Below are 19,438 nucleotides of genomic sequence, written 5' to 3' on the forward strand. Positions count from 1 at the left end.
GCCATTGTTTTGCCTGACAATACGATTGTTTCGCCTGACAATGCCATTGTTTTGCCTGACAATGCCATTGTTCTGCCTGACAATACGATTGTTTCGCCTGACAATGCCATTGTTTCGTCTGACAATGCCATTGTTTCGTCTGACAATGCGATTGTTCTGCCTGACAATGCGATTGTTCCGGCTGACAATGGCATTGTTTTGGCTGACAATGCCATTCTTTTAACTGACAATGCTGACTTTTCACGGGATTTAGAAAACCTTTCTTCTCATTAAGAGGAGAGAGGTTTTAATTTTTCTCCCTTCTCTAATATGCAAAGGGATTAGAGTTTTCAGGAACTTTACCCGTTGTCGGCTAATCTTAGTGCCAGTCCCCCATACTCAATATTGCGATCTAAGATTGTTGGGTATCTTATAAATTGCGATCGCCACTATACCGATGATCGAAGTTGAACATCTAAGTAAAATATACGGCTCTACCTCAGCGATTACTGATGTGACTTTTAGCGTCGAACCTGGGGAGATTTTAGGGCTTCTTGGCCCCAATGGTGCTGGAAAAACCACAACCATGCGGATTCTGGCTGGTTATTTACCGGCAACCAATGGTAATGCCCGGATTGCTGGTTATGATGTCCATGAAAATTCTCTGGCTGTGCGCCAACGAATTGGTTACTTACCCGAAACACCGCCGTTATATCCAGATATGACGGTGGAGGGATTTTTGCATTTTGTCGCCCAAATTAAGGGAGTATCAGCAGGCGATCGCAGCAACAAGGTAACAGCCGCCATCAAACGCTGTAACTTAGAAGATAAGCGGCGGGTAATTATTCGCAAACTCTCTAAAGGATACCGCCAACGTGTCGGAATTGCTCAAGCGATCGTCCACGATCCACCAGCAATCATTCTCGATGAACCCACTGTTGGACTCGATCCTCGACAAATCATAGAAGTGCGGAATTTAATCAAAAGCCTCGCTGGTACTCATACAATTATTCTTTCCACGCACATTCTGCCAGAAGTAAGCATGACTTGTAGCCGCGTCGCCATCATCAATCGCGGTAAAGTTGTGGCAACTAATACACCAGAAAACCTGATGACTCAGTTGACAGGTGGCTCAGGCTATGAATTAGAAATAGAAGGAGAAGCTGCCCTAGCGAAACAGGTATTGCAAAATGTCGCAGGTGTGAGTCTGATAGAATCAATTCCGACAGCCGGAGGACATCAACCGCAGACAAATCGCGCTTACCTGCGGGTGATATCGCAACCGGGAAAAGAACCAGGAAAGGATATTGTGGCAACATTAGTGCGTGCAGGCTTTGGTTTACATGAACTGCGGCGAGTCAACGCTACCTTAGAAGATGTATTCTTGCAACTAACCACAGAAGAAAAAAATTTCGAGACTGAGGTAGACTTAGCAGCAGAGAAAGAAGGAGAAGCAGCATAAATGGGTATAGTGCTGAGTAATATTATTGCCATTTATCGCCGAGAGTTACAGAGTTATTTTGTATCGCCTTTAGCTTATGCGATCGCAGGCATATTTTGGTTCATCGCCGGGTTATTCTTCGTGATGATTTTGCTAGGGCCAGATGGAATTTTGGTAGGAGTGGCGGCCATAGATGCACAAGGGCAACAACTCGGAGTGCCAACACCGCCGATAGATGTCCCTTACGAATTTGTTCGGGCATTTTTAGATCGTATGGGGTGGCTATTGTTGTTTATCTTGCCGATTCTCTCAATGGGACTCTATGCCGAAGAACGGAAGCGCGGCACTTTAGAACTATTAGCCACATCACCGATTACCAATTGGGCGGTAGCAGTAGGTAAGTTATTAGGTGTGCTAACATTTTTTACCACAATGGTTGTACCCATGCTAGTGTTGGAAGCGATCGCAATCAGTGGATCGAATCCACCAATGGCGTTCTCAATTCCCTTACTGGGTCATTTTGGATTAATCTTACTAGCAGCAGCAATTTTATCTGTAGGAATGTTTATTTCCTCCTTAACAGACAGTACAATTCTGTCTGCCGTCTTCACATTTGCAGTAATTTTATTATTGTTATTGATTGATTTAATCGCCAGAATTGTTCCTGGTCCAGTAGGTGAAGCTTTAGGTTATCTGTCGTTGCTGAAAAATTACAACACCTTAATTCAAGGAATTTTTGATACCAGCGCCTTAATTTTATTCGCTAGTTACATTTTTTTGGGCATCTTTCTCACTGCCCAATCAATTGATGCACTACGTTTTCAAAGGCAATAGTCATCATTTGTCATTTGTCATTTGTCATTTGTCATCTGGTACATTGCCAATTGAGTTTAGGTAGGAGTTTAATTTTGGTGCTAGTTCGTTAATGATTGTTTTGATTGCATTTATCTGTTCGCTAGTTAAAAGGTTACGAGTGTAAGCTCGTCTTAACCAATGTTGAGTTTCATTCAAAGAACCTCTCACTATCCTTATAAAACGTCTATTTTCTTGAAAACTACCTCTTCCTACACCTTCTGCTATATTGGCACCGATACTATCTGCCGAACGAACAATCTGTTTACCAATAGTATCTTTTGCAAAAAAGTTCCATCCTTCAACAATTTTCCAAATGTAATCTGATAATTGTTCTGACAATTGATACACCTGTAATTCTTGAAAACGCTTTGTTGCCATTGATTCAGTTAGTTGTCTTGCTAATTTTTATTTCATCAATTTTCGTGCATATATTTTTACTTGTCACTAATTTTTGACACACGACCAATGACAAATGACCAATGACAAATGACCAATGACAAATGACAAATGACAAATTATGAAGATAGTTGCAAAAAAGAAACTGTGGAAATATTTGTTTTGGTTGGGCCCGTTCCTAATTGCTGTCGGCTTAACAGTTGGGTTAGTCTCTGAACAGTGGGGATTAATTCCATTGGTATTTCTGATTACGGGAATTGTAATCAGTGGGTTGGGAATAATATGGCAAAGCTATGAGACTAACTGGTGGAAACGTCGCTCTACCCAAGCTGGGACTAATGCCCTAGTAGCAACTCTAGCAGTATTAGCAATTTTGGGATTGATTAACTTTTTGGGTACTCGCTATCACTTGCGGGCAGACTTAACAGAAAGTCAATTATTTACCCTTGCGCCTCAGTCACGAGAATTGGTGAGTGTTTTACCACAACCAGTTAAAGTGTGGGTATTTGATATTAACCAAAATCCCCAAGACCGAGAATTACTAGAAAATTATCAACGGCAAAGCTCAAAATTTAAATATGAGTATATCGACCCCCAAGCTAGACCAGGAGTTGCAGAAAAGTTTGGCGTTAAAGATTACGGGGAAGTTTATTTAGAATCTGGAGAGAAACGGCAATTAGTACAAACAGTAAATCAAAATGAGCGTTTGTCAGAAATCAGATTAACTAGTCGGCTGCAACAACTAACAAATTCAACCACAGCCAAAGTTTACTTACTGCAAGGTCATGGCGAACGCCAACTTTCGCCTGGTAAAGATGCAATATCACAAGCTGTTCAGGGATTAGGCGACAAAAATTTTACAACATCACCTCTGAATTTAGGAGAAACTTCTAAAGTTCCTCAAGATGCGTCTGTAGTGATAGTAGCAGGCCCCAAGCGAGGGCTATTTGAAGGCGAAGTCAAAGCTTTGCAAGAATATCTTAATCGCGGCGGTAACTTACTGCTGATGATCGATCCAAATACCGATCCCAAACTTAACAGCTTGCTACAAGAGTGGGGTGTTCGTCTGGATAATCGTTTAGCAGTTGATGTCTCTGGTGAAAGCGTAGTCGGACTTGGCCCTGCTGCACCCTTAGTCACAGAATACGGACAACATCCAATTACCAAAGATTTCGGTAACGGAAATTCTTTTTATCCGATTTCCCGACCACTGGAAATTACCTCTGTGCCTGGTGTTCAGGCTACTCCATTGCTACGAACCAAACCCTATCCCAAAAGCTGGGCAGAAAGCGACCTCCAAAGCGAAAAATTGGAGTTTAATGAAGGTAAAGACCTGAAAGGGCCTTTAACCTTGGGTGTTGCTTTAACCAGAAAACAAGCAGCTAAATCTGCTTCCATTCCCCAAGCTTCACCGACACCTTCGCCACTACCATCACCAACCACTCAAGGCAAAACTAGCTCCACTCCTTCCGCTTCCCGCAGAACTCCGCAAGCTTCACCTCTGCCATCACCAACCACCCAAGGCAAAGCTACCCCCACTCCTTCCGCCTCCCGCAGCACTCCACAAGCTTCACCTTTGCCATCACCAACTACCCAAGGCAAAGCTACCCCCACTCCCACATCTGCGGCTACTGCTTCTCCAACTCCCTCATCTCAAACAGCTACTGAGTCGCGCTTAGTAGTTTTAGGAAATTCCAATTTCGCCACCGATGGCTTGTTTCAACAGCAATTAAATGGGGATGTATTCCTCAACTCAGTGACTTGGCTGAGTCAACAGGATCAACAACCCCTTTCCATTCGCCCCAAAGAACCGAAAAACCGTCGGATAACCCTGACAACCACACAAGGTAATTTTTTAATATTGTCATCTCTTTTAATTTTGCCTTTAATTGGATTTGCGATCGCAGTTCTTATCTGGTGGAAACGACGATAGATGCGATTAATCGCTTCTGTACAAGAGTTAGGAGTTATAAGGGATTTCCAAGTAAAAAAATATTCCGTCGCAGAGGGACAAGGGGGACAAGGAAGACAAGGGAGACAAGGAAGAAAGAAGTCTAGTTGAGTAGACAAATTGAATAATTTATTTTTTGGAGTTCCCTAAATACTAACTCTTCACCAATGACAAATGACAAATGACAAATGACAAATGACAAATGACAAATGACAAATGACAAATGACAAATAACAAATGACAAATGACTAAAAAATGAAATTGCCGAGAACGACTTTAATTTTGATACTGCTAATGCTGGGTTTAGGCGCTTTTGTTTACTTCCATGAAATTCGTGGTGCGACTGTGCGAGAAGAAGTCAAGGAGCAAAAGCAGAAAATTTTCTCTTTTGCCGCAGATGATGTGCAATCTCTAATAATCAAGACAAAAAAACTCACCCTGAATCTAGAACGTAACCCTGAACCCAGTAACCCCAAGTGGGTAATCAAATCTCCCATATCAGCCCCAGCCAATGATGCTATTGTTTCTTATTTAATGGATTTGTTGGTCAAAGGTAATAGCGATCGCACCTTATCAACTCCAGCAAAAGAGCTTGGACAATTTGCCTTAGATCAACCCCCAGCCACTATCAATATCACCCTAAAAAACCGACAAAGCCATGAGTTAATTTTGGGTAAATCTAACTTTAACGGACGTTTCTTATATGCTCAAACTGACCCTGCTACAAAAACCGATGGAAATATAAATGTGCTGTTGGTATCTACAGATTTTGCAAATGCCGTGAATCGGGATCTATCAGAGTGGCAGCAACCGGTAGATAATAGTCAGAAACTACCTTCTTCGCTCACCATTCCGAAACCGAGTCCGACAAACAGCAAATAATTTAAAATCTGGCGATATTATGACAAATCCGACAGCAACATTGCTGATTTCCTGCCCAGATCAACGGGGACTGGTGGCGAAATTTGCCAATTTCATCTATTCTAACGGTGGTAATATTATTCATGCAGATCAGCATACAGACTTTGCTGCTGGGTTATTTCTCACGCGCATTGAATGGCAGCTAGAGGGGTTTAATTTACCGCGAGAATTTATTGCCCCGGCTTTTAATTCCATTGCTCAACCTCTTGGCGCTAAGTGGGAAATACGTTTTTCTGATACAGTACCACGCATTGCTATTTGGGTAAGTCGGCAAGACCATTGTCTATTTGATTTAATTTGGCGACAACGCGCTAAAGAATTTGTGGCTGAAATTCCTTTAATTATTAGTAACCATTCTAATTTAAAGGTGGTGGCAGAACAATTTAATATTGACTTTCAGCACATTCCCATTAATAAAGACAATAAATCAGAACAAGAAGCCCAACAACTACAATTACTCCGCCAGTACAAAATAGATTTAGTTGTATTGGCGAAATATATGCAGATTGTTAGTGCAGATTTTATTAGTCAATTTCCACAAATTATTAATATACATCATTCATTTCTACCAGCTTTTATCGGTGCAAATCCCTATCACCGAGCTTTTGAACGTGGGGTAAAAATTATTGGGGCAACTGCTCATTATGCCACTCCTGATTTAGATGCCGGCCCGATTATTGAACAGGATGTAGTGCGAGTAAGTCACCGTGATGAGGTTGATGATTTGGTGAGAAAAGGCAAAGATTTGGAGAGAGTTGTATTAGCAAGAGCGGTGCGATCGCACTTACAAAATCGTGTATTAGTATACGGTAATAGGACAGTGGTATTTGAGTAAATGATGCTTATAAAAATTGAAGTTGCGGCTATACAAAAAAGTCTGCCTACGCGACCTTTGAAAAAATAGTTATTTCAATAATTGCCGCAGTTGTACTGGAAGAAGGGTTTTTTAAATTGATTAGTTGAGATCGATCAGCTTAAAGCTATGAATTATTTAATTAACGAACTGTTCGCAAATATAAAGTCTGATGACGAATACATACGCAGTAATGCAATTACTGATATATCATTCGTCCTAGAAATTAATTCTTGGCAGTTACCACTAGAGAACAGAATGAGTAGATATAATCATTTAGTCAAAGAGGAGTTAATAAATATAAATTTAACTGAGAGTGAAGAGGCAGAAATTGTAGAATTTCTACAAAGAGAGATTACTGATTCAAATAAATCAACGAGTAGTTTATCTAGTTTATTATTTACAATTGGTAAAGCCTCATCCAAAATCGCACTTCTACCGCTACTAGATATTATTCAGAATTACTCTTCTGAATTTAATGCAAATGAGTCTTATCAAGCTTTAGTTTCTTTAGAGAGGTTATTGTTCTGGGATAGTCATGGATTATCGAATGAAGAGAAAAGCAACATTATTTATAAAACTAATCCTACATCTTTTATAGAAAGTAAATTGGTATGGTCATTGAATAACCCTCATTCACCCCATTCATCCGTTTTGCAGTATACTAGCGAAGGTTTACTAGATGGTTTAAGTCGGTTACTGAAAAAAACTGATGAATAAACAGCACGATAAGTAAATCAGTTTCTAATTTTCTAGCTAATTGAGGAATATTGGATCTACGTAGTTCTTTTTTGAGGCTTTGGAGAGAGTTGTATTAGCAAGAGTAGTGCGATCGCACTTACAAAATCGTGTATTAGTCTATGGTAATAGGACAGTGGTATTTGAGTGATTTTGAAAATTTAATTTTGTGTTATTCCGCATACGCAGATTTTGTTTGTGTAGCCGCGAATTCCATTTGATAGAACTTAAGCTGACACTAACATCAATGACATCTGTGTTAACTCACGCTAAGGTTTAATTAGCTGAAGATTTCTGTATGTTTTTAGGAAACTTTTTTGAGCTTCTTCTCAGTGAATTTGGATCGCTTATTCCGTTTGAGTGCTGAACCAGCGCAGAGAGTACCGAGGGCGACTAAGCTAAGAATTGAGGTGGGTTCAGGAACAGTGATTATGGTTGCAGAAAAACTAATGGGTAACTCACTATCTTCCGTCCCAAAATTTTCCGACCCTGGTGTAATTGGCGGTGCAGAAAAAACCTCTAAATAACCCGGTGTTGGCAAAAAATTAGCGAAAAACGGACTAGAATAGTTTCCCCCCGATGTAGAATACCCAAAACCATCAATTGTTAACTGCTGAGTATTAAGACTAATTAAATTGTCAACATTAAAAGGTTCGTTTCCTGGTATTGGAGTTCCGGCAGGTTGTAGATCGGTAATTGTTTCACCATTTCGTGTACCAGTAATTCCAGAAATCAGGTAAAAACCTAAATCGTTAGGGGTATTATTTGTTGTGAAAGTACCGTTTGCTGCTATGCCAGTACCAGAATAATTCCAGTTCCAACTTAAAGCAGAGGCAGCTTGCATTGTGCCGAAAACTAATCCAGATGTTGCGGCGAAGGCTGTGACAGATAGTAGAGCTAGAGTTTTCATGGAATTTTTCAGTGCAATTGTTTTCAGCATAGTCAGGAAGAATCGGCTCCTGTCGGTTGAGTTAAGCTACAGTGCAATCCAAAACCAATGGTAGTTTAACATCAAAGATACCTATTTATATATAGGACTCCGATTTGATTTCTGAAAACATCCTGAGACTGAAAAGCATGTTTCATCAGGGTTTTATCTGAAATCTTGTTCAAAAATTAGATATGAGTACTATAGATAAATAAATTAAGATTTTGTTACTTAATGATAAAACTTATCCATTTGTATTGTTTGCTAAAAAGAAACAAAAACATATCCAAAATATATGATTTTTTGGAGATATTTAATCAAGTCAAACGGAATTAACTTATACGCTAATACTATTGGTAATAAGCCTTGGTTTCAGATAATTTTAATTTATTAAATGACTCTTATTGTTTAACTCAATTTACCGATCTACATTAATTTGATGGGATGCTTATCGGCTAGTTAACAGGCTGTTTCAAGAGATTGATAAAGGTAGTTGATACAGAAGTTGTGCTGTATCTCCGCCTGTCGTAGACATCGCTTTATAATGAAATATTAAGCTGCACTCAAAAAACTCTCAATGAGCCAGACTACTTTAAATTTAGTTGCAATATCTATCTTTCTCATGACCCTATCGGTACTGGTGGGGCCATTTTTGAATTTGTCGCCAGCAGTGCCGGCACTTGCAACCTTCACTATATTAGGCATAGCTACGTTGGATAGTTTTAGCTTGCAAGGCAAGGGTGGTACTATCTTTTTGGATTGGATTGCTGGATTTTCAAAAGAACACCGCGATCGCATCGTCCACCACGAAGCAGGGCATTTTTTAGTTGCTGACCTGCTGGGGATTCCCGTTACCGGCTACACACTCAGTGCTTGGGAAGCCTGGAAACAGGGGCAACCTGGGCAAGGTGGCGTTAGCTTTGACGATCGCGAATTAGCATCTCAATTAGAAGTGGGTAAAATCACCGCCCAAATGCTAGACCGCTACTGCACTGTTTGGATGGCGGGTATTGCTGCTGAAACCCTAGTTTTTAATGATGCTGAGGGTGGCGCTGATGATAAAAGCAAGCTGATAGGAGTATTGACAATTTTGGGCTTTTCTGAATCAGTTTATCAACAGAAACTGCGGTTTCATGCCCTCCAAGCAAAAACCCTACTGCAAGAAAATTGGTCTAGTTATGAAGCTTTAGTTAATGCCATGCGACAACGCGCTTCGGTAGAAGATTGTCATGCTGAGTTAGGAATGGGGAATGACAAATGACAAATGACAAATCCCTACTTTTATGAAGAAACAGCTTTTAAATGTGAGACATGATGAGATAAGTACTTCGAGTGAATAACTCGATTACGCCCAGCATTTTTAGCCTGTAACAGACACTGATCGGCGCGATTCAGCAGACTCTCTCCTTGTTCATCATCATCAGCTTGCAGACTAGCTGTGCCCAGACTAATAGTGATATTAATTGTCAGTTTATTACTGAGTGCAAATGGTTCGTCGCTGACTACGCGATTAAGACGACGGGCTACTAATAGTGCTTCTTCATCAGTAGTGTTAGCCAGAAGAATTACAAATTCTTCGCCACCATAGCGGAATGCTGTGTCTTGACAGCGCAGGTTGTGTCGCAGACGCTGACATAATACTTGCAAAATGCGATCGCCTACTAAATGTCCGTGAGTATCGTTAACTTTCTTGAAATAATCTACATCTAGAATAATCAAACTCAGAGAAGTTTTTTGACTTCTAGCTCTTTCAATTTGCCTCGGTAAGTCCCATTCTAAAGCACGACGATTATTTAATTCTGTCAACGAATCAGCTAAGGCGATCGCTGATAACATATCATTTGTCCGAATCAAATCTCGATATTTTTGTGCTTTTCGCAAGCCAACAGTCAATTGAGCAAGTATTAATCCATGATTAGCAGTCAACTCTGCCAAATTATGGTCTGTTTTTTGATCGATAAGATGCCAAATATAAGCATCGGCTCCTTGCTTTAGGGCCGCAGCGCTCATCTCTAATTCTCTGTGCCAACCCTTATTTCTATCAGTAAGTTGTTGGGAACGATCCTCGAAAAGAATGCAGTATATCCAAGATAGTTTTGTCTGGTCTTTCAACCAACTGCACAGTTCCATACTGCCATCAAGACTAGCCTGCACAAGTATTATATCGGGGGGCGTTGTTTTAATCCGCGACACTGCTTGATTCAGATTGTCCATATCTTCTACATTAAAAGCAGTCGCATAACGGATCTGATCTGGAAGTGTGGCGATAAAATTATTTTTTCCAAAGACCAGAATAGAAATATTCATTGCTTTATTTTTTATCCTATTTAAATTTTAAAGAAATTAATTTGAGTAACATGCTGCTATTGTTGCCTAATGCTAAATATGATTTTTTAGGCTGAGTTATATTTCTTGACATATTATTTTTTAAACACTGAATCTAAATTATTTTTTCAAATTTAATCTCCTTTTAAGGTCTTACATTTACTATTACAGTTTCTGAAATATCTACTTCTGACAACTAATGTCTTCCTTACAGAATCTTTTTCAAACAGTAAAAATACTGAACATTATTTAGATGTATAAAAACTATTACTGTAGTTTCTTAAGTGCTATTTCTCTAAGAAAATTACCAAAATAGATAGTTTGTAATAACTGTCACATTAGGTAACTAAATTTCTTTTAAGGTAGAAAATATAAAATTTTTTAATTCAACGATCAAAACCAAAATTTCATCATTGAATTAAAAATGTTATTTCCCATAGGAAACTTCAGCCTTTTTATTAATAAACTAGGCTTTCATTAGGTATTAAGGTAAGAGTGAATGGCAAAAACAATGCATAACTAAATAGACGGCAAAACTCCCTGCTGATATGGACATGGAGCTTTCTGGTACTAATAAACTCTACAATTGCAGAGCGAATTTATAGGGTAAAAATCCCCAATTGGAAGTGGGGTATAAAGCTTGATTTAACAATGTATTTGCAGGAGAAATAAAAAGTCTCTGCCTACTCGCTTTATCTGGGTTTGTTTACTTAACTCGCATTTTTTGTTTAATTGGTTGCAACATCATAAATCTAGAAAACAAAGCTAAATAAAAAGCTTGATGTCAAAACCTGCCCCTAATGTGGGTAAATTAGTTTGATTCCGCCTATAGAAAGGGCAGAATCAATATATAAAAAATTTTGTTAGCCTAGCCTGAGATTTTAAAATCTCAATTTCTACGAAAAGCTAAAATCGCCTCAATAACCTTCAACTGTGTAACCAGCAGCAACAATTACCTGTTTGATTGACTCGTCAGATGCTGCGGATTCCACTGTGACAGTTTTAGCTTTAACATCGACATCCACCTTGGACTCAGGTTCCATAACATGGATGGATTCAGTAATTGTTTCTGCACATCCCTCACAAGCAATATTTGATACTTTCAGTTTTAGTGCCATTTGTTACTTTGGTACGGGGTTTTTAAAGTATTTCTTAAGAATCAATGCTAACTATCGAAAGGCGGTTACACATCCTGCTAGAGGCAGATAATGGTCTAAAAGCATCCTCATTACTGCATATAGCTCACAGACTTGCACAATTTGCTGGCGGTAATATGAAACAAAATGCAAGAATATATAAAGCTATTGATGAAAATACACCTACCTAGTACCGCTACGCCCAAGTCTAAAGTCTAAAGTTAAAAATACCTATGTCTTCAAATCCCCAGTACCTAAGCGGTAACGAAATTCGCAACATATTCCTCAACTTCTTTGCCCAACGGAGTCACCAAATCCTTCCAAGTGCCTCTCTCGTGCCAGAAGACCCAACTGTGCTGCTGACGATCGCGGGGATGCTACCATTTAAGCCGATATTCTTGGGGCAGCGCACACCAGATTTTAAGCGGGCTACGACTTCACAAAAGTGTATCCGTACCAATGACATCGAAAATGTCGGACGCACTAAACGGCATCACACGTTTTTTGAGATGCTGGGTAACTTCAGCTTTGGTGATTATTTTAAAGAACAAGCGATCGCTTGGGGTTGGGAAATCTCCACACAAGTCTTTGGCTTTTCCCCCCAAAATCTCGTTGTCAGCGTTTTTAAAGATGATGATGAAGCCTTTGGAATTTGGCGCGATCAAATCGGTGTGCCGATAGCGAGAATTAAACGCTTGGGCGAAGACGATAACTTTTGGGTATCTGGCCCGACTGGCCCTTGTGGCCCTTGTTCCGAAATATATTACGACTTCCACCCAGAACGCGGTGACGAAAATATCGATTTAGAAGACGATTCCCGGTTTATCGAGTTTTACAACCTCGTGTTCATGCAATATAACCGCGATGCTTCCGGTAATTTAACGCCACTGCAAAACAAGAACATCGACACCGGCATGGGTTTGGATCGAATGGCGCAAATTCTCCAAAAAGTACCCAATAACTACGAAACTGACCTGATTTTTCCAATTATCCAAACAGCAGGGCAAATTGCTGGTGTTGATTACCACAGCAGTGATGAAAAAACCAAAACTTCCCTAAAAGTCATTGGCGATCATATTCGCGCTGTCATCCACATGATCGCTGATGAAATTCGCGCTTCCAACGTCGGAAGGGGTTATGTGCTGCGGCGATTAATTCGGCGCGTGGTGCGTCATGGGCGATTAATTGGAATTTCTGGTGAATTTACTACTCAAGTTGCTGAAACTGCGATCGCACTTTCCGAATCAGCTTACCCCAATGTGCGCCAACGGGAAGCAGCAATTAAAGCTGAGTTACAACGGGAAGAATCCAATTTCCTCAGAACTCTGGATAGAGGCGAAAAACTCCTAGAAGAAATCATCCAAGAGGTGAAACAACAAGGAAATACTCAAATTAGTGGTGAAAGCGCATTTACCCTCTATGACACTTACGGATTTCCCCTCGAACTTACTCAAGAAGTTGCCGAGGAAAATAATCTCACAGTTGATGTTGAGGGATTTGAGGCACAAATGGAAATCCAAAAAGGACGTGGTAGAGATGCACATGAAACCATCGATTTAACTGTGCAAGGTTCCCTCGACAAGCTAGCAGAACACATCCAAGTCACCGAGTTTTTAGGCTATACCCAACCGACTGCGACGGCGAAAGTCGAAGCAATCTTAGTAGAAGGTGTTTCCCAAGAGGAAGCAGAAGCGGGGACACAAGTACAAATTGTTCTTGATAAAACGCCATTTTATGCGGAATCTGGCGGACAAATCGGCGATCGCGGTTATATCTCTGGTGATGGGATTGTTGTTCGCGTTGAAGACGTAAAAAAAGAATCTGATTTCTTTGTTCACTTTGGACGCATCGAACGGGGTACACTGCGCGTAGGCGATCGCGTCACCGCCCAAATCGATCCGGCTTGTCGCCGTCGCGCCCAAGCGAACCATACCGCAACGCACCTGTTACAAGCAGCGTTGAAAAAAATTGTTGATGATGGCATATCTCAAGCAGGTTCCTTGGTTTCCTTCGATCGGTTGCGCTTCGATTTCAACTGTCCCCGCGCGTTAACAGCAGAGGAAGTGCAACAAATCGAAGAACAGGTAAACACTTGGATTGCCGAAGCACATGCTGCAAAGGTGGAAGTATTACCTTTAGCAGAGGCGAAAGCTAAGGGTGCTGTTGCCATGTTCGGCGAAAAATACGGCGACGAAGTGCGGGTGATTGACTTCCCCAGCGTATCAATGGAACTATGCGGTGGAACTCATGTCAGCAATACGGCTGAAATTGGCGTTTTCAAGATTATCTCGGAAGCTGGTGTGGCTTCTGGGGTACGGCGTATTGAAGCTGTTTCAGGGCCAGCAATATTAGATTATCTCAACCTGCGGGATAAAGTAGTTAAAGATTTGAGCGATCGCTTTAAAGTTAAACCTGAAGAAGTACCAGATAGAATCACAACTCTCCAAAGCGAACTGAAAAATAGCCAAAAGGAATTGGAAACCTTGAAGGTACAATTAGCGATCGCTAAATCTGACAGCTTGCTACAAACAGCCGAAATTGTAGGCGATCATAAAATTATCGTCGCCCAATTAGAAGATGTCGATCCAGAATCATTAAAAACCGCAGCCGAACGCTTATTGCAAAAAATCGGTAACGGTGCAGTGGTACTGGGTTCTGTTCCCGAAGCCGACAAGGTAAGCATAGTTGCAGCTTTTAGTCAAGAAGTCAACAAAAAAGGTTTGCAAGCTGGTAAATTTGTCGGTGCGATCGCTAAAATCTGCGGTGGTGGCGGTGGCGGCAGACCAAACTTAGCCCAAGCTGGCGGACGCGATGCGAGTAAATTACCAGATGCGTTGGCACAAGCGGAAAGTGATTTAAAATCGGCATTGAGTTAAAACTCTTTGTTACAGCATCTGTCGTAGTAGTCTGTCAATAAATAATTGATGGATAAATTCCCTGTAGAGACGGCGATTTATCGCGTCTCTCTAACCGTCAAAATCAATTTGACAGACTATTAGGGGCAATTCATGAATTGCCCCTACGAAAAATCTAGGCTTTCACTGCCTTTCTGCGTAAGTCCTGAACATTCCAAAACAGACGCAAAAATCCTCTCTATTTCTCTTCTCTCTGTGTTGCGCCAGGTGCTACAAACTCCTCCACCCCCGCAACGCACTGGCAACTCTATTGCCTCTGTGGTTCGTTGATTTCCTTAAACCATCTCAAACTCTAATTCATGACTCTTAAAAAAATCATGAGTAAAATGATCCACCACATTCGTATCAGCTAATTCCAAATTATAAAAATCCACAGCTTCATGGTCAAAATGAGGGCCAGCGTGCCAAGTTCCCTCATGTAGCTTAATAAAACAATTCCCCGGAATCCGAAAAGCAGCAATCTCTTCTAATGCTGGCTCACTCACATCATTATGAGGAGGACAAACAGCAATTAACCAATCCTTCCCATCCAAAGAACCTAAACATTGAGTGCATTGCTGATGGCGAGTAATTTTATGAAACTTTCGCCCTCTCTTCTCCAACCGCATAATATAAAATCGTGGAATTCCATTTTGCAGGTTTAACTGGGCATCTTCCACATCGTAACCTTTGCCATCAACACTTGCAAAAATTACCTGTCCATAACGCCGAAAGTTTTCAGAACTCACCCATTGCGCTTGCAATTGTTGCACTGTCTTTGATCTGCCCATATCAAATCTTTGAGAGACATTACTTAGGTTTATTTTCCCCCAAACTGACCGAATTTTATACATACAGCCATTATGGTGGATTGGGAAAAAATGACCTTAACTAGCTAGATAACTCCGTACTTGTTCCTTTTGTCGTCGGAGGAGACTGAGAGCTTTTTGCTCAATCTGACGTACCCGTTCTCGACTAATACCCATGCGATCGCCAATCTGGGCTAAAGAAAGTTCATAGCCATCAGTCAAACCAAATCGCAAGGTTAATATTTCTCGCTGTTGTGGAGACAATTTTGCCAACAAGTCATGTAAATCTTGGTGCAAAGATTCTTCAACAGCATAATCTTCAGGAGAAGGCCCGTCATCTTCCAGGATGTCCTGCAATTCTGTATCTTGTTGTTCGCCAACTCGCGCCTCTAGCGAGAAAGGTTGACGAGCCAAATACAAACATTCTCTAACTTGGCTAGGTGTCAAAGATAACGCAGTCGCAATTTCAGCAGTTGTGGGAACGCGACCCAGTTGTTGAGATAATTCTCGCTGTACCCGTTTAATTTTGTTCAGTTTCTCAAAGACGTGGATCGGTAAACGAATAGTTCGTCCTTGTTGAGCGATCGCTCGCGTGATTCCTTGACGAATCCACCAGTAAGCGTAGGTAGAAAACTTATAACCAAGAGCAGGATCAAATTTATCCACTCCTCGCTCTAAACCCAAAGTCCCTTCTTGAATTAGATCCATAAATTCCAGATTGCGGTGCTGGTATTTCTTCGCCACAGCCACCACCAACCGGAGATTAGCCTGAATCATCTTTTTCTTGGCTTGGTGTCCTTGACTTAACTGTTGCTCTAGTACCTCAACACCTAACTCCACCCGATCTGCCCATTCTTGTAGCGTGGGTTCGTGGTCTAATTTCATAGCCAATTCTTCTTTAGCAGCTAAGAAATTCATCATCAGCTGCACTTGTTGGGCAAAAATAACCTCTTGTTCGCGAGTCAACAAATCTACACGCCCGATCTCTTGCAGATAACTACGTACAATATCATCTGTAGCTCGAGGTTTTTTATCTGCGGCTAAACTTTTTTTCTTCGTTTTTTGAACTTCGGTAGGTGGAGATGTTAAGTTGCTCATGGTTATTTGCTCCTCTGTAACCTCTTCAATTTATTGGTATCAAGTCTATATATTCAGACCCATAGCCATTCCACACTGCTAATCATATTAATTGGCAATACTGATGAATTTTGGTCTATGATACATTACAAGTTAATTGTTGGAGATAATAAACCCAAAATCAACCCACCTCATAATACTAACATTATCACCAGTCACAAATCAATTACCCTAAAGTATTATCACTATATCTTTTGAAGTAATTACACTTGTTTCTCATGGAGAATTGCATATTTTCAAACACAATTATATGTAGTTTAATTCTTCAATGTAGTTAATGGGAAAAATGAAAACTTGATTTAGCAACAATTTAATTCCCAAAAGAGAACTTAATAACAGCATATATCAACATAACTCCGAATTCTTAAAGCACGGAGCTTTTAATTTTTTAACAGGTTGATTATACTTCTATGTAATTGTAATTAAGTGGAATTAATTACATATAAAATATTCATTTTTTACTTTTATTTGTTCCTAGATAATTAAATCATCTCAAGCTGGATACATAACAGGCGATCGCTAAATATTAACAAAAGCACTTTCATGCTCAAGAACAGCTTTCTTGCGGAGTCCGGCTAAATACTTGTAGTTAAGGATTTAGAATGACGAAGACGCAGGTATATCTGACGCACTTATGTCATACTGGACGCAGACATCTGTATTGAATGCCATACTATCAATCTGATTGCTTTTGGAGACATTTTTAGAATAAAAGTAGTAACAGTGGTCACATTAGCACCAAGGATAGTACTTGGCAAGACATGAACACCCGCGATCGCTACTAATATCTTATTGAAGCGAAAAGATTTACGTTTAGAAGTGGGTAGTTAATTCTTATGTAGCACACTCAAACAATAAAATTCCCCACTTCTGCAATCAGTCGGAAATTATCTGAGACTCTTAGCTAGAAAACATCTTGATGGGTTGACCATTATTGCGGGGATCTGGATCGACTAGAGATACATATATTTCATGTATACAACAATCCTCTGCGATCGCTAAAGCACATGCAGGTGTGCGTCCATGAAAAGAACAGGGTTCAAGAGTTACATACATTTTCAACAAGTTGAAAGCTTTACCTTGAATCTGTTTAAGTGCGTCAGCCTCAGCATGATGTTTTCCTGGTACTTGCGTGTATCCTTGAGCTACTATCTTTTGAGTATCTACAATTACACAGCCTACTGGTGGATTAGGCAAACATTCCGGCAAAGCTTTTCTGCTTTGAGCTAAAGCAGCCAGCATAAACATTTCATCCATGTTTTAGCGTAAATTATCTAGATAAATTACAGTACCAAAAATTAGCTATCTTTAGTAAAAAAATTCCTATATCAAAATTTAGTAACTGTTACACTAATACCAGAATCGAGCTTAGGAACCTTAAAATACTCAATTGGCTCAGTACTTTGAGAACTTGGGATATTTGTTGGCTTCTGACATTCTTTAAAGAAAGCACCAGGGTTATTGATGAATTCAAGGGGGTTAATCTTTTGACATCCTCGTTCCTGCACTAGCGAAATCGATTCAGCAGTTTGTTTGGGATTATTAGTCTGTCCCGTAAAATTACTCCATGTAGTGGTAATTGTCGCGGGTTCCGTCAATAAAGCTCCAGCCTGATTGCGAGCGGGAAATTGCTGCTTTAGAGCATCGCCTGTTGCGATCGGAACATTATCTTGGTTAGCATAGACACTCTGAGGTAGAACAAGTACACCAATCACAACCACTAAGGAGATAAAAGAGGATTTCATAATTCAATCTCTTAATGTCAGTTTAATAATTAGCATTCGCTAGATACAGACACCAAACAATAGCAGTCTAGTTTTAGTACTTCAGACTAACACAGGTACTAAGAAGTATAGGTAAACTTCATAAAAAATCTAGTGAAGTCTAATCAGAGGTAGATTTTTGTCTAGGAGGAGATCGTTGAGGAATCCACCCTCTAACACATCAAAATTTCACACTCCCCTGTTATCTGCCTCCCTTTGTAACTGCGCTAATTCATATTTTGTTACCCGTACTACTAGCCGTTTATCTTTTCTACGTGTTACCATACGGTTACATAGATAACACAACATCAATATTGTTCAGCTAAATCTTGTAAGATGTGTTCTCCATCTATTGCAGAATACATCTTACAAGATGATTGCAAGTTTACAGTTGAAGCTAAAATACTGGGGTATAAACCCAAGGACGGGAACTGTGTTGTAATTTTCACGTCTCAAGGCACATCAACAAACCTTTCACCAGTCTAGGCAAATTAAACTGAGTACGAGTTATTACAATTTAGATACTCGGATTATGTAATCTGAGTATTGTCAGTTCCGTATAATTCCCCAAGTTTGGCATTATTCAGCATTATTTCAGAGTAAGAATTAGTTGTTGCTGAAAGCTTCTAATAAGCTTATGTAAATATCCATACAATCTTTCCAATTATCTCTTCTCCCTACAAAGAGTCTATCTCTGAAGTGCTTACATTACTTGTGGCTGGCAAAATTGCTATATCTCTTACCATTAAGGTATTAATTGCTCTTATCTTTTCAAACTTGGCGAATCGGCAGCTAATGTACTAGTATATTATATGAATTTTTTGTAAAGTTATCCAATTAAGTGTTCTTACATAATATGATATTGAATGTTGGATTAATAATCAATAATTACATCAGCATTAACGGAAAACTGAATCAACAAAAAAAGGAGTGCTAATAAAGTACTAAAAATATGAGTTATCCTGTTGTTTCTCTCAGCAAAATATAAAACCCTGTAAAGGTGGGTAATATATGCAGAAAATATGTTTGACGCAGTTTAGTGGAATATATTCTGTGAGTTAAGCTGTCAGGTAATACTTTGGGTTTAAAACAATTTAAAATCAGTTAATAAAATCGTCAAGATTCTATATGTAGCTATCAGAGTATACACTAGCAAACTTTGATAAATTAATACTACAATAGTCTCATTAAAATTAAAAAAAAGTTGAGTCTCTTTGAGTCTGGCTTTGATAGAATCTTGACTTTTCTAAAATCGCTTTATCTTGTGATGAAGGAGGTTTTGTTTTAGTTAGCAAGAGTGTATTCGGAATGT

17 protein-coding genes and 1 pseudogene are annotated in these 19,438 nt (G+C 39.8%); 10 read left to right on the top strand and 8 right to left on the bottom strand.

All coding sequences use genetic code 11. The features are described from left to right. The first annotated feature begins 9 nt into the window (after positions 1-9). The 3 genes from CDG77_RS00300 to CDG77_RS00310 all read left to right on the top strand — a co-directional run bounded on the left by CDG77_RS00300 (position 10) and on the right by CDG77_RS00310 (position 2,254). Positions 10-273: a hypothetical protein gene (locus CDG77_RS00300; RefSeq protein ID WP_094327314.1), complete on the top strand. Its 264-nt coding sequence runs from the start codon at positions 10-12 to the stop codon at positions 271-273. A 163-nt stretch (positions 274-436) separates the two neighbouring features. Continuing rightward, positions 437-1,441, top strand: a complete 1,005-nt coding sequence (locus CDG77_RS00305; protein ID WP_094327315.1) for an ABC transporter ATP-binding protein — start codon at positions 437-439, stop codon at positions 1,439-1,441. Beyond that, complete coding sequence (locus tag CDG77_RS00310; protein WP_094327316.1) at positions 1,442-2,254, top strand: ABC transporter permease; 813 nt, start codon at positions 1,442-1,444, stop codon at positions 2,252-2,254. A 24-nt stretch (positions 2,255-2,278) separates the two neighbouring features. Here the strand turns inward: CDG77_RS00310 and CDG77_RS00315 are convergent, their stop codons facing one another. Beyond that, positions 2,279-2,653, bottom strand: a complete 375-nt coding sequence (locus tag CDG77_RS00315; RefSeq protein ID WP_094327317.1) for a four helix bundle protein — start codon at positions 2,651-2,653, stop codon at positions 2,279-2,281. 139 nt (positions 2,654-2,792) lie between these two features. Here CDG77_RS00315 and CDG77_RS00320 point away from each other — a divergent pair, with 139 nt between their 5' ends. The 5 genes and pseudogenes from CDG77_RS00320 to CDG77_RS35080 form a co-directional block, all read left to right on the top strand. Then, positions 2,793-4,604, top strand: coding sequence for a GldG family protein (locus CDG77_RS00320; RefSeq protein ID WP_094327318.1), 1,812 nt, complete (start codon positions 2,793-2,795; stop codon positions 4,602-4,604). A gap of 273 nt (positions 4,605-4,877) precedes the next feature. Continuing rightward, positions 4,878-5,504, top strand: coding sequence for a DUF4340 domain-containing protein (locus CDG77_RS00325; protein WP_094327319.1), 627 nt, complete (start codon positions 4,878-4,880; stop codon positions 5,502-5,504). 19 nt (positions 5,505-5,523) lie between these two features. Continuing rightward, positions 5,524-6,378, top strand: coding sequence for a formyltetrahydrofolate deformylase (gene purU / locus CDG77_RS00330; RefSeq protein WP_094327320.1), 855 nt, complete (start codon positions 5,524-5,526; stop codon positions 6,376-6,378). A gap of 147 nt (positions 6,379-6,525) precedes the next feature. Then, on the top strand, positions 6,526-7,116 hold the full coding sequence (locus tag CDG77_RS00335; RefSeq protein WP_094327321.1) for a hypothetical protein: 591 nt from the start codon (positions 6,526-6,528) through the stop codon (positions 7,114-7,116). A gap of 79 nt (positions 7,117-7,195) precedes the next feature. After that, positions 7,196-7,285, top strand: a pseudogene (locus tag CDG77_RS35080) (formyltetrahydrofolate deformylase); the annotation flags it as partial. A gap of 153 nt (positions 7,286-7,438) precedes the next feature. Here CDG77_RS35080 and CDG77_RS00340 read toward each other — a convergent pair. Continuing rightward, a complete protein-coding gene (locus tag CDG77_RS00340) occupies positions 7,439-8,074 on the bottom strand; it encodes a PEP-CTERM sorting domain-containing protein (protein ID WP_223269670.1) in 636 nt (211 codons plus the stop codon). Between the two features lie 565 nt (positions 8,075-8,639). Here CDG77_RS00340 and CDG77_RS00345 point away from each other — a divergent pair. After that, on the top strand, positions 8,640-9,323 hold the full coding sequence (locus tag CDG77_RS00345) for an ATP-dependent Zn protease (RefSeq protein WP_094327322.1): 684 nt from the start codon (positions 8,640-8,642) through the stop codon (positions 9,321-9,323). 20 nt (positions 9,324-9,343) lie between these two features. Here the strand turns inward: CDG77_RS00345 and CDG77_RS00350 are convergent, their stop codons facing one another. Together CDG77_RS00350 and CDG77_RS00355 are read right to left on the bottom strand one after the other, a co-directional pair. Beyond that, positions 9,344-10,369, bottom strand: a complete 1,026-nt coding sequence (locus CDG77_RS00350) for a GGDEF domain-containing protein (protein ID WP_094327323.1) — start codon at positions 10,367-10,369, stop codon at positions 9,344-9,346. Between the two features lie 935 nt (positions 10,370-11,304). Further along, the gene (locus CDG77_RS00355) at positions 11,305-11,505 is read right to left on the bottom strand and encodes a heavy-metal-associated domain-containing protein (protein ID WP_094327324.1); all 201 of its coding nucleotides are present in this window, start codon (positions 11,503-11,505) and stop codon (positions 11,305-11,307) included. Between the two features lie 251 nt (positions 11,506-11,756). Here CDG77_RS00355 and alaS point away from each other — a divergent pair, with 251 nt between their 5' ends. Next, on the top strand, positions 11,757-14,399 hold the full coding sequence (alaS, locus tag CDG77_RS00360) for an alanine--tRNA ligase (RefSeq protein ID WP_094327325.1): 2,643 nt from the start codon (positions 11,757-11,759) through the stop codon (positions 14,397-14,399). 314 nt (positions 14,400-14,713) lie between these two features. Here the strand turns inward: alaS and CDG77_RS00365 are convergent, their stop codons facing one another. The 4 genes from CDG77_RS00365 to CDG77_RS00380 all read right to left on the bottom strand — a co-directional run bounded on the left by CDG77_RS00365 (position 14,714) and on the right by CDG77_RS00380 (position 18,108). Next, positions 14,714-15,208 (bottom strand): ureidoglycolate lyase, encoded by a 495-nt coding sequence (locus CDG77_RS00365; protein WP_094327326.1) that lies wholly within the window; start codon positions 15,206-15,208, stop codon positions 14,714-14,716. 96 nt (positions 15,209-15,304) lie between these two features. Then, positions 15,305-16,324, bottom strand: a complete 1,020-nt coding sequence (locus tag CDG77_RS00370) for an RNA polymerase sigma factor, RpoD/SigA family (protein WP_223269671.1) — start codon at positions 16,322-16,324, stop codon at positions 15,305-15,307. A 939-nt stretch (positions 16,325-17,263) separates the two neighbouring features. Further along, on the bottom strand, positions 17,264-17,620 hold the full coding sequence (locus CDG77_RS00375) for a deaminase (RefSeq protein ID WP_094327327.1): 357 nt from the start codon (positions 17,618-17,620) through the stop codon (positions 17,264-17,266). A 71-nt stretch (positions 17,621-17,691) separates the two neighbouring features. Next, positions 17,692-18,108, bottom strand: a complete 417-nt coding sequence (locus tag CDG77_RS00380; RefSeq protein WP_094327328.1) for a hypothetical protein — start codon at positions 18,106-18,108, stop codon at positions 17,692-17,694. Positions 18,109-19,438: the final 1,330 nt, after the last annotated feature.

The sequence above is a fragment of the Nostoc sp. 'Peltigera membranacea cyanobiont' 213 genome (genome assembly GCF_002245975.1).
Classification (GTDB): Bacteria; Cyanobacteriota; Cyanobacteriia; order Cyanobacteriales; family Nostocaceae; genus Nostoc.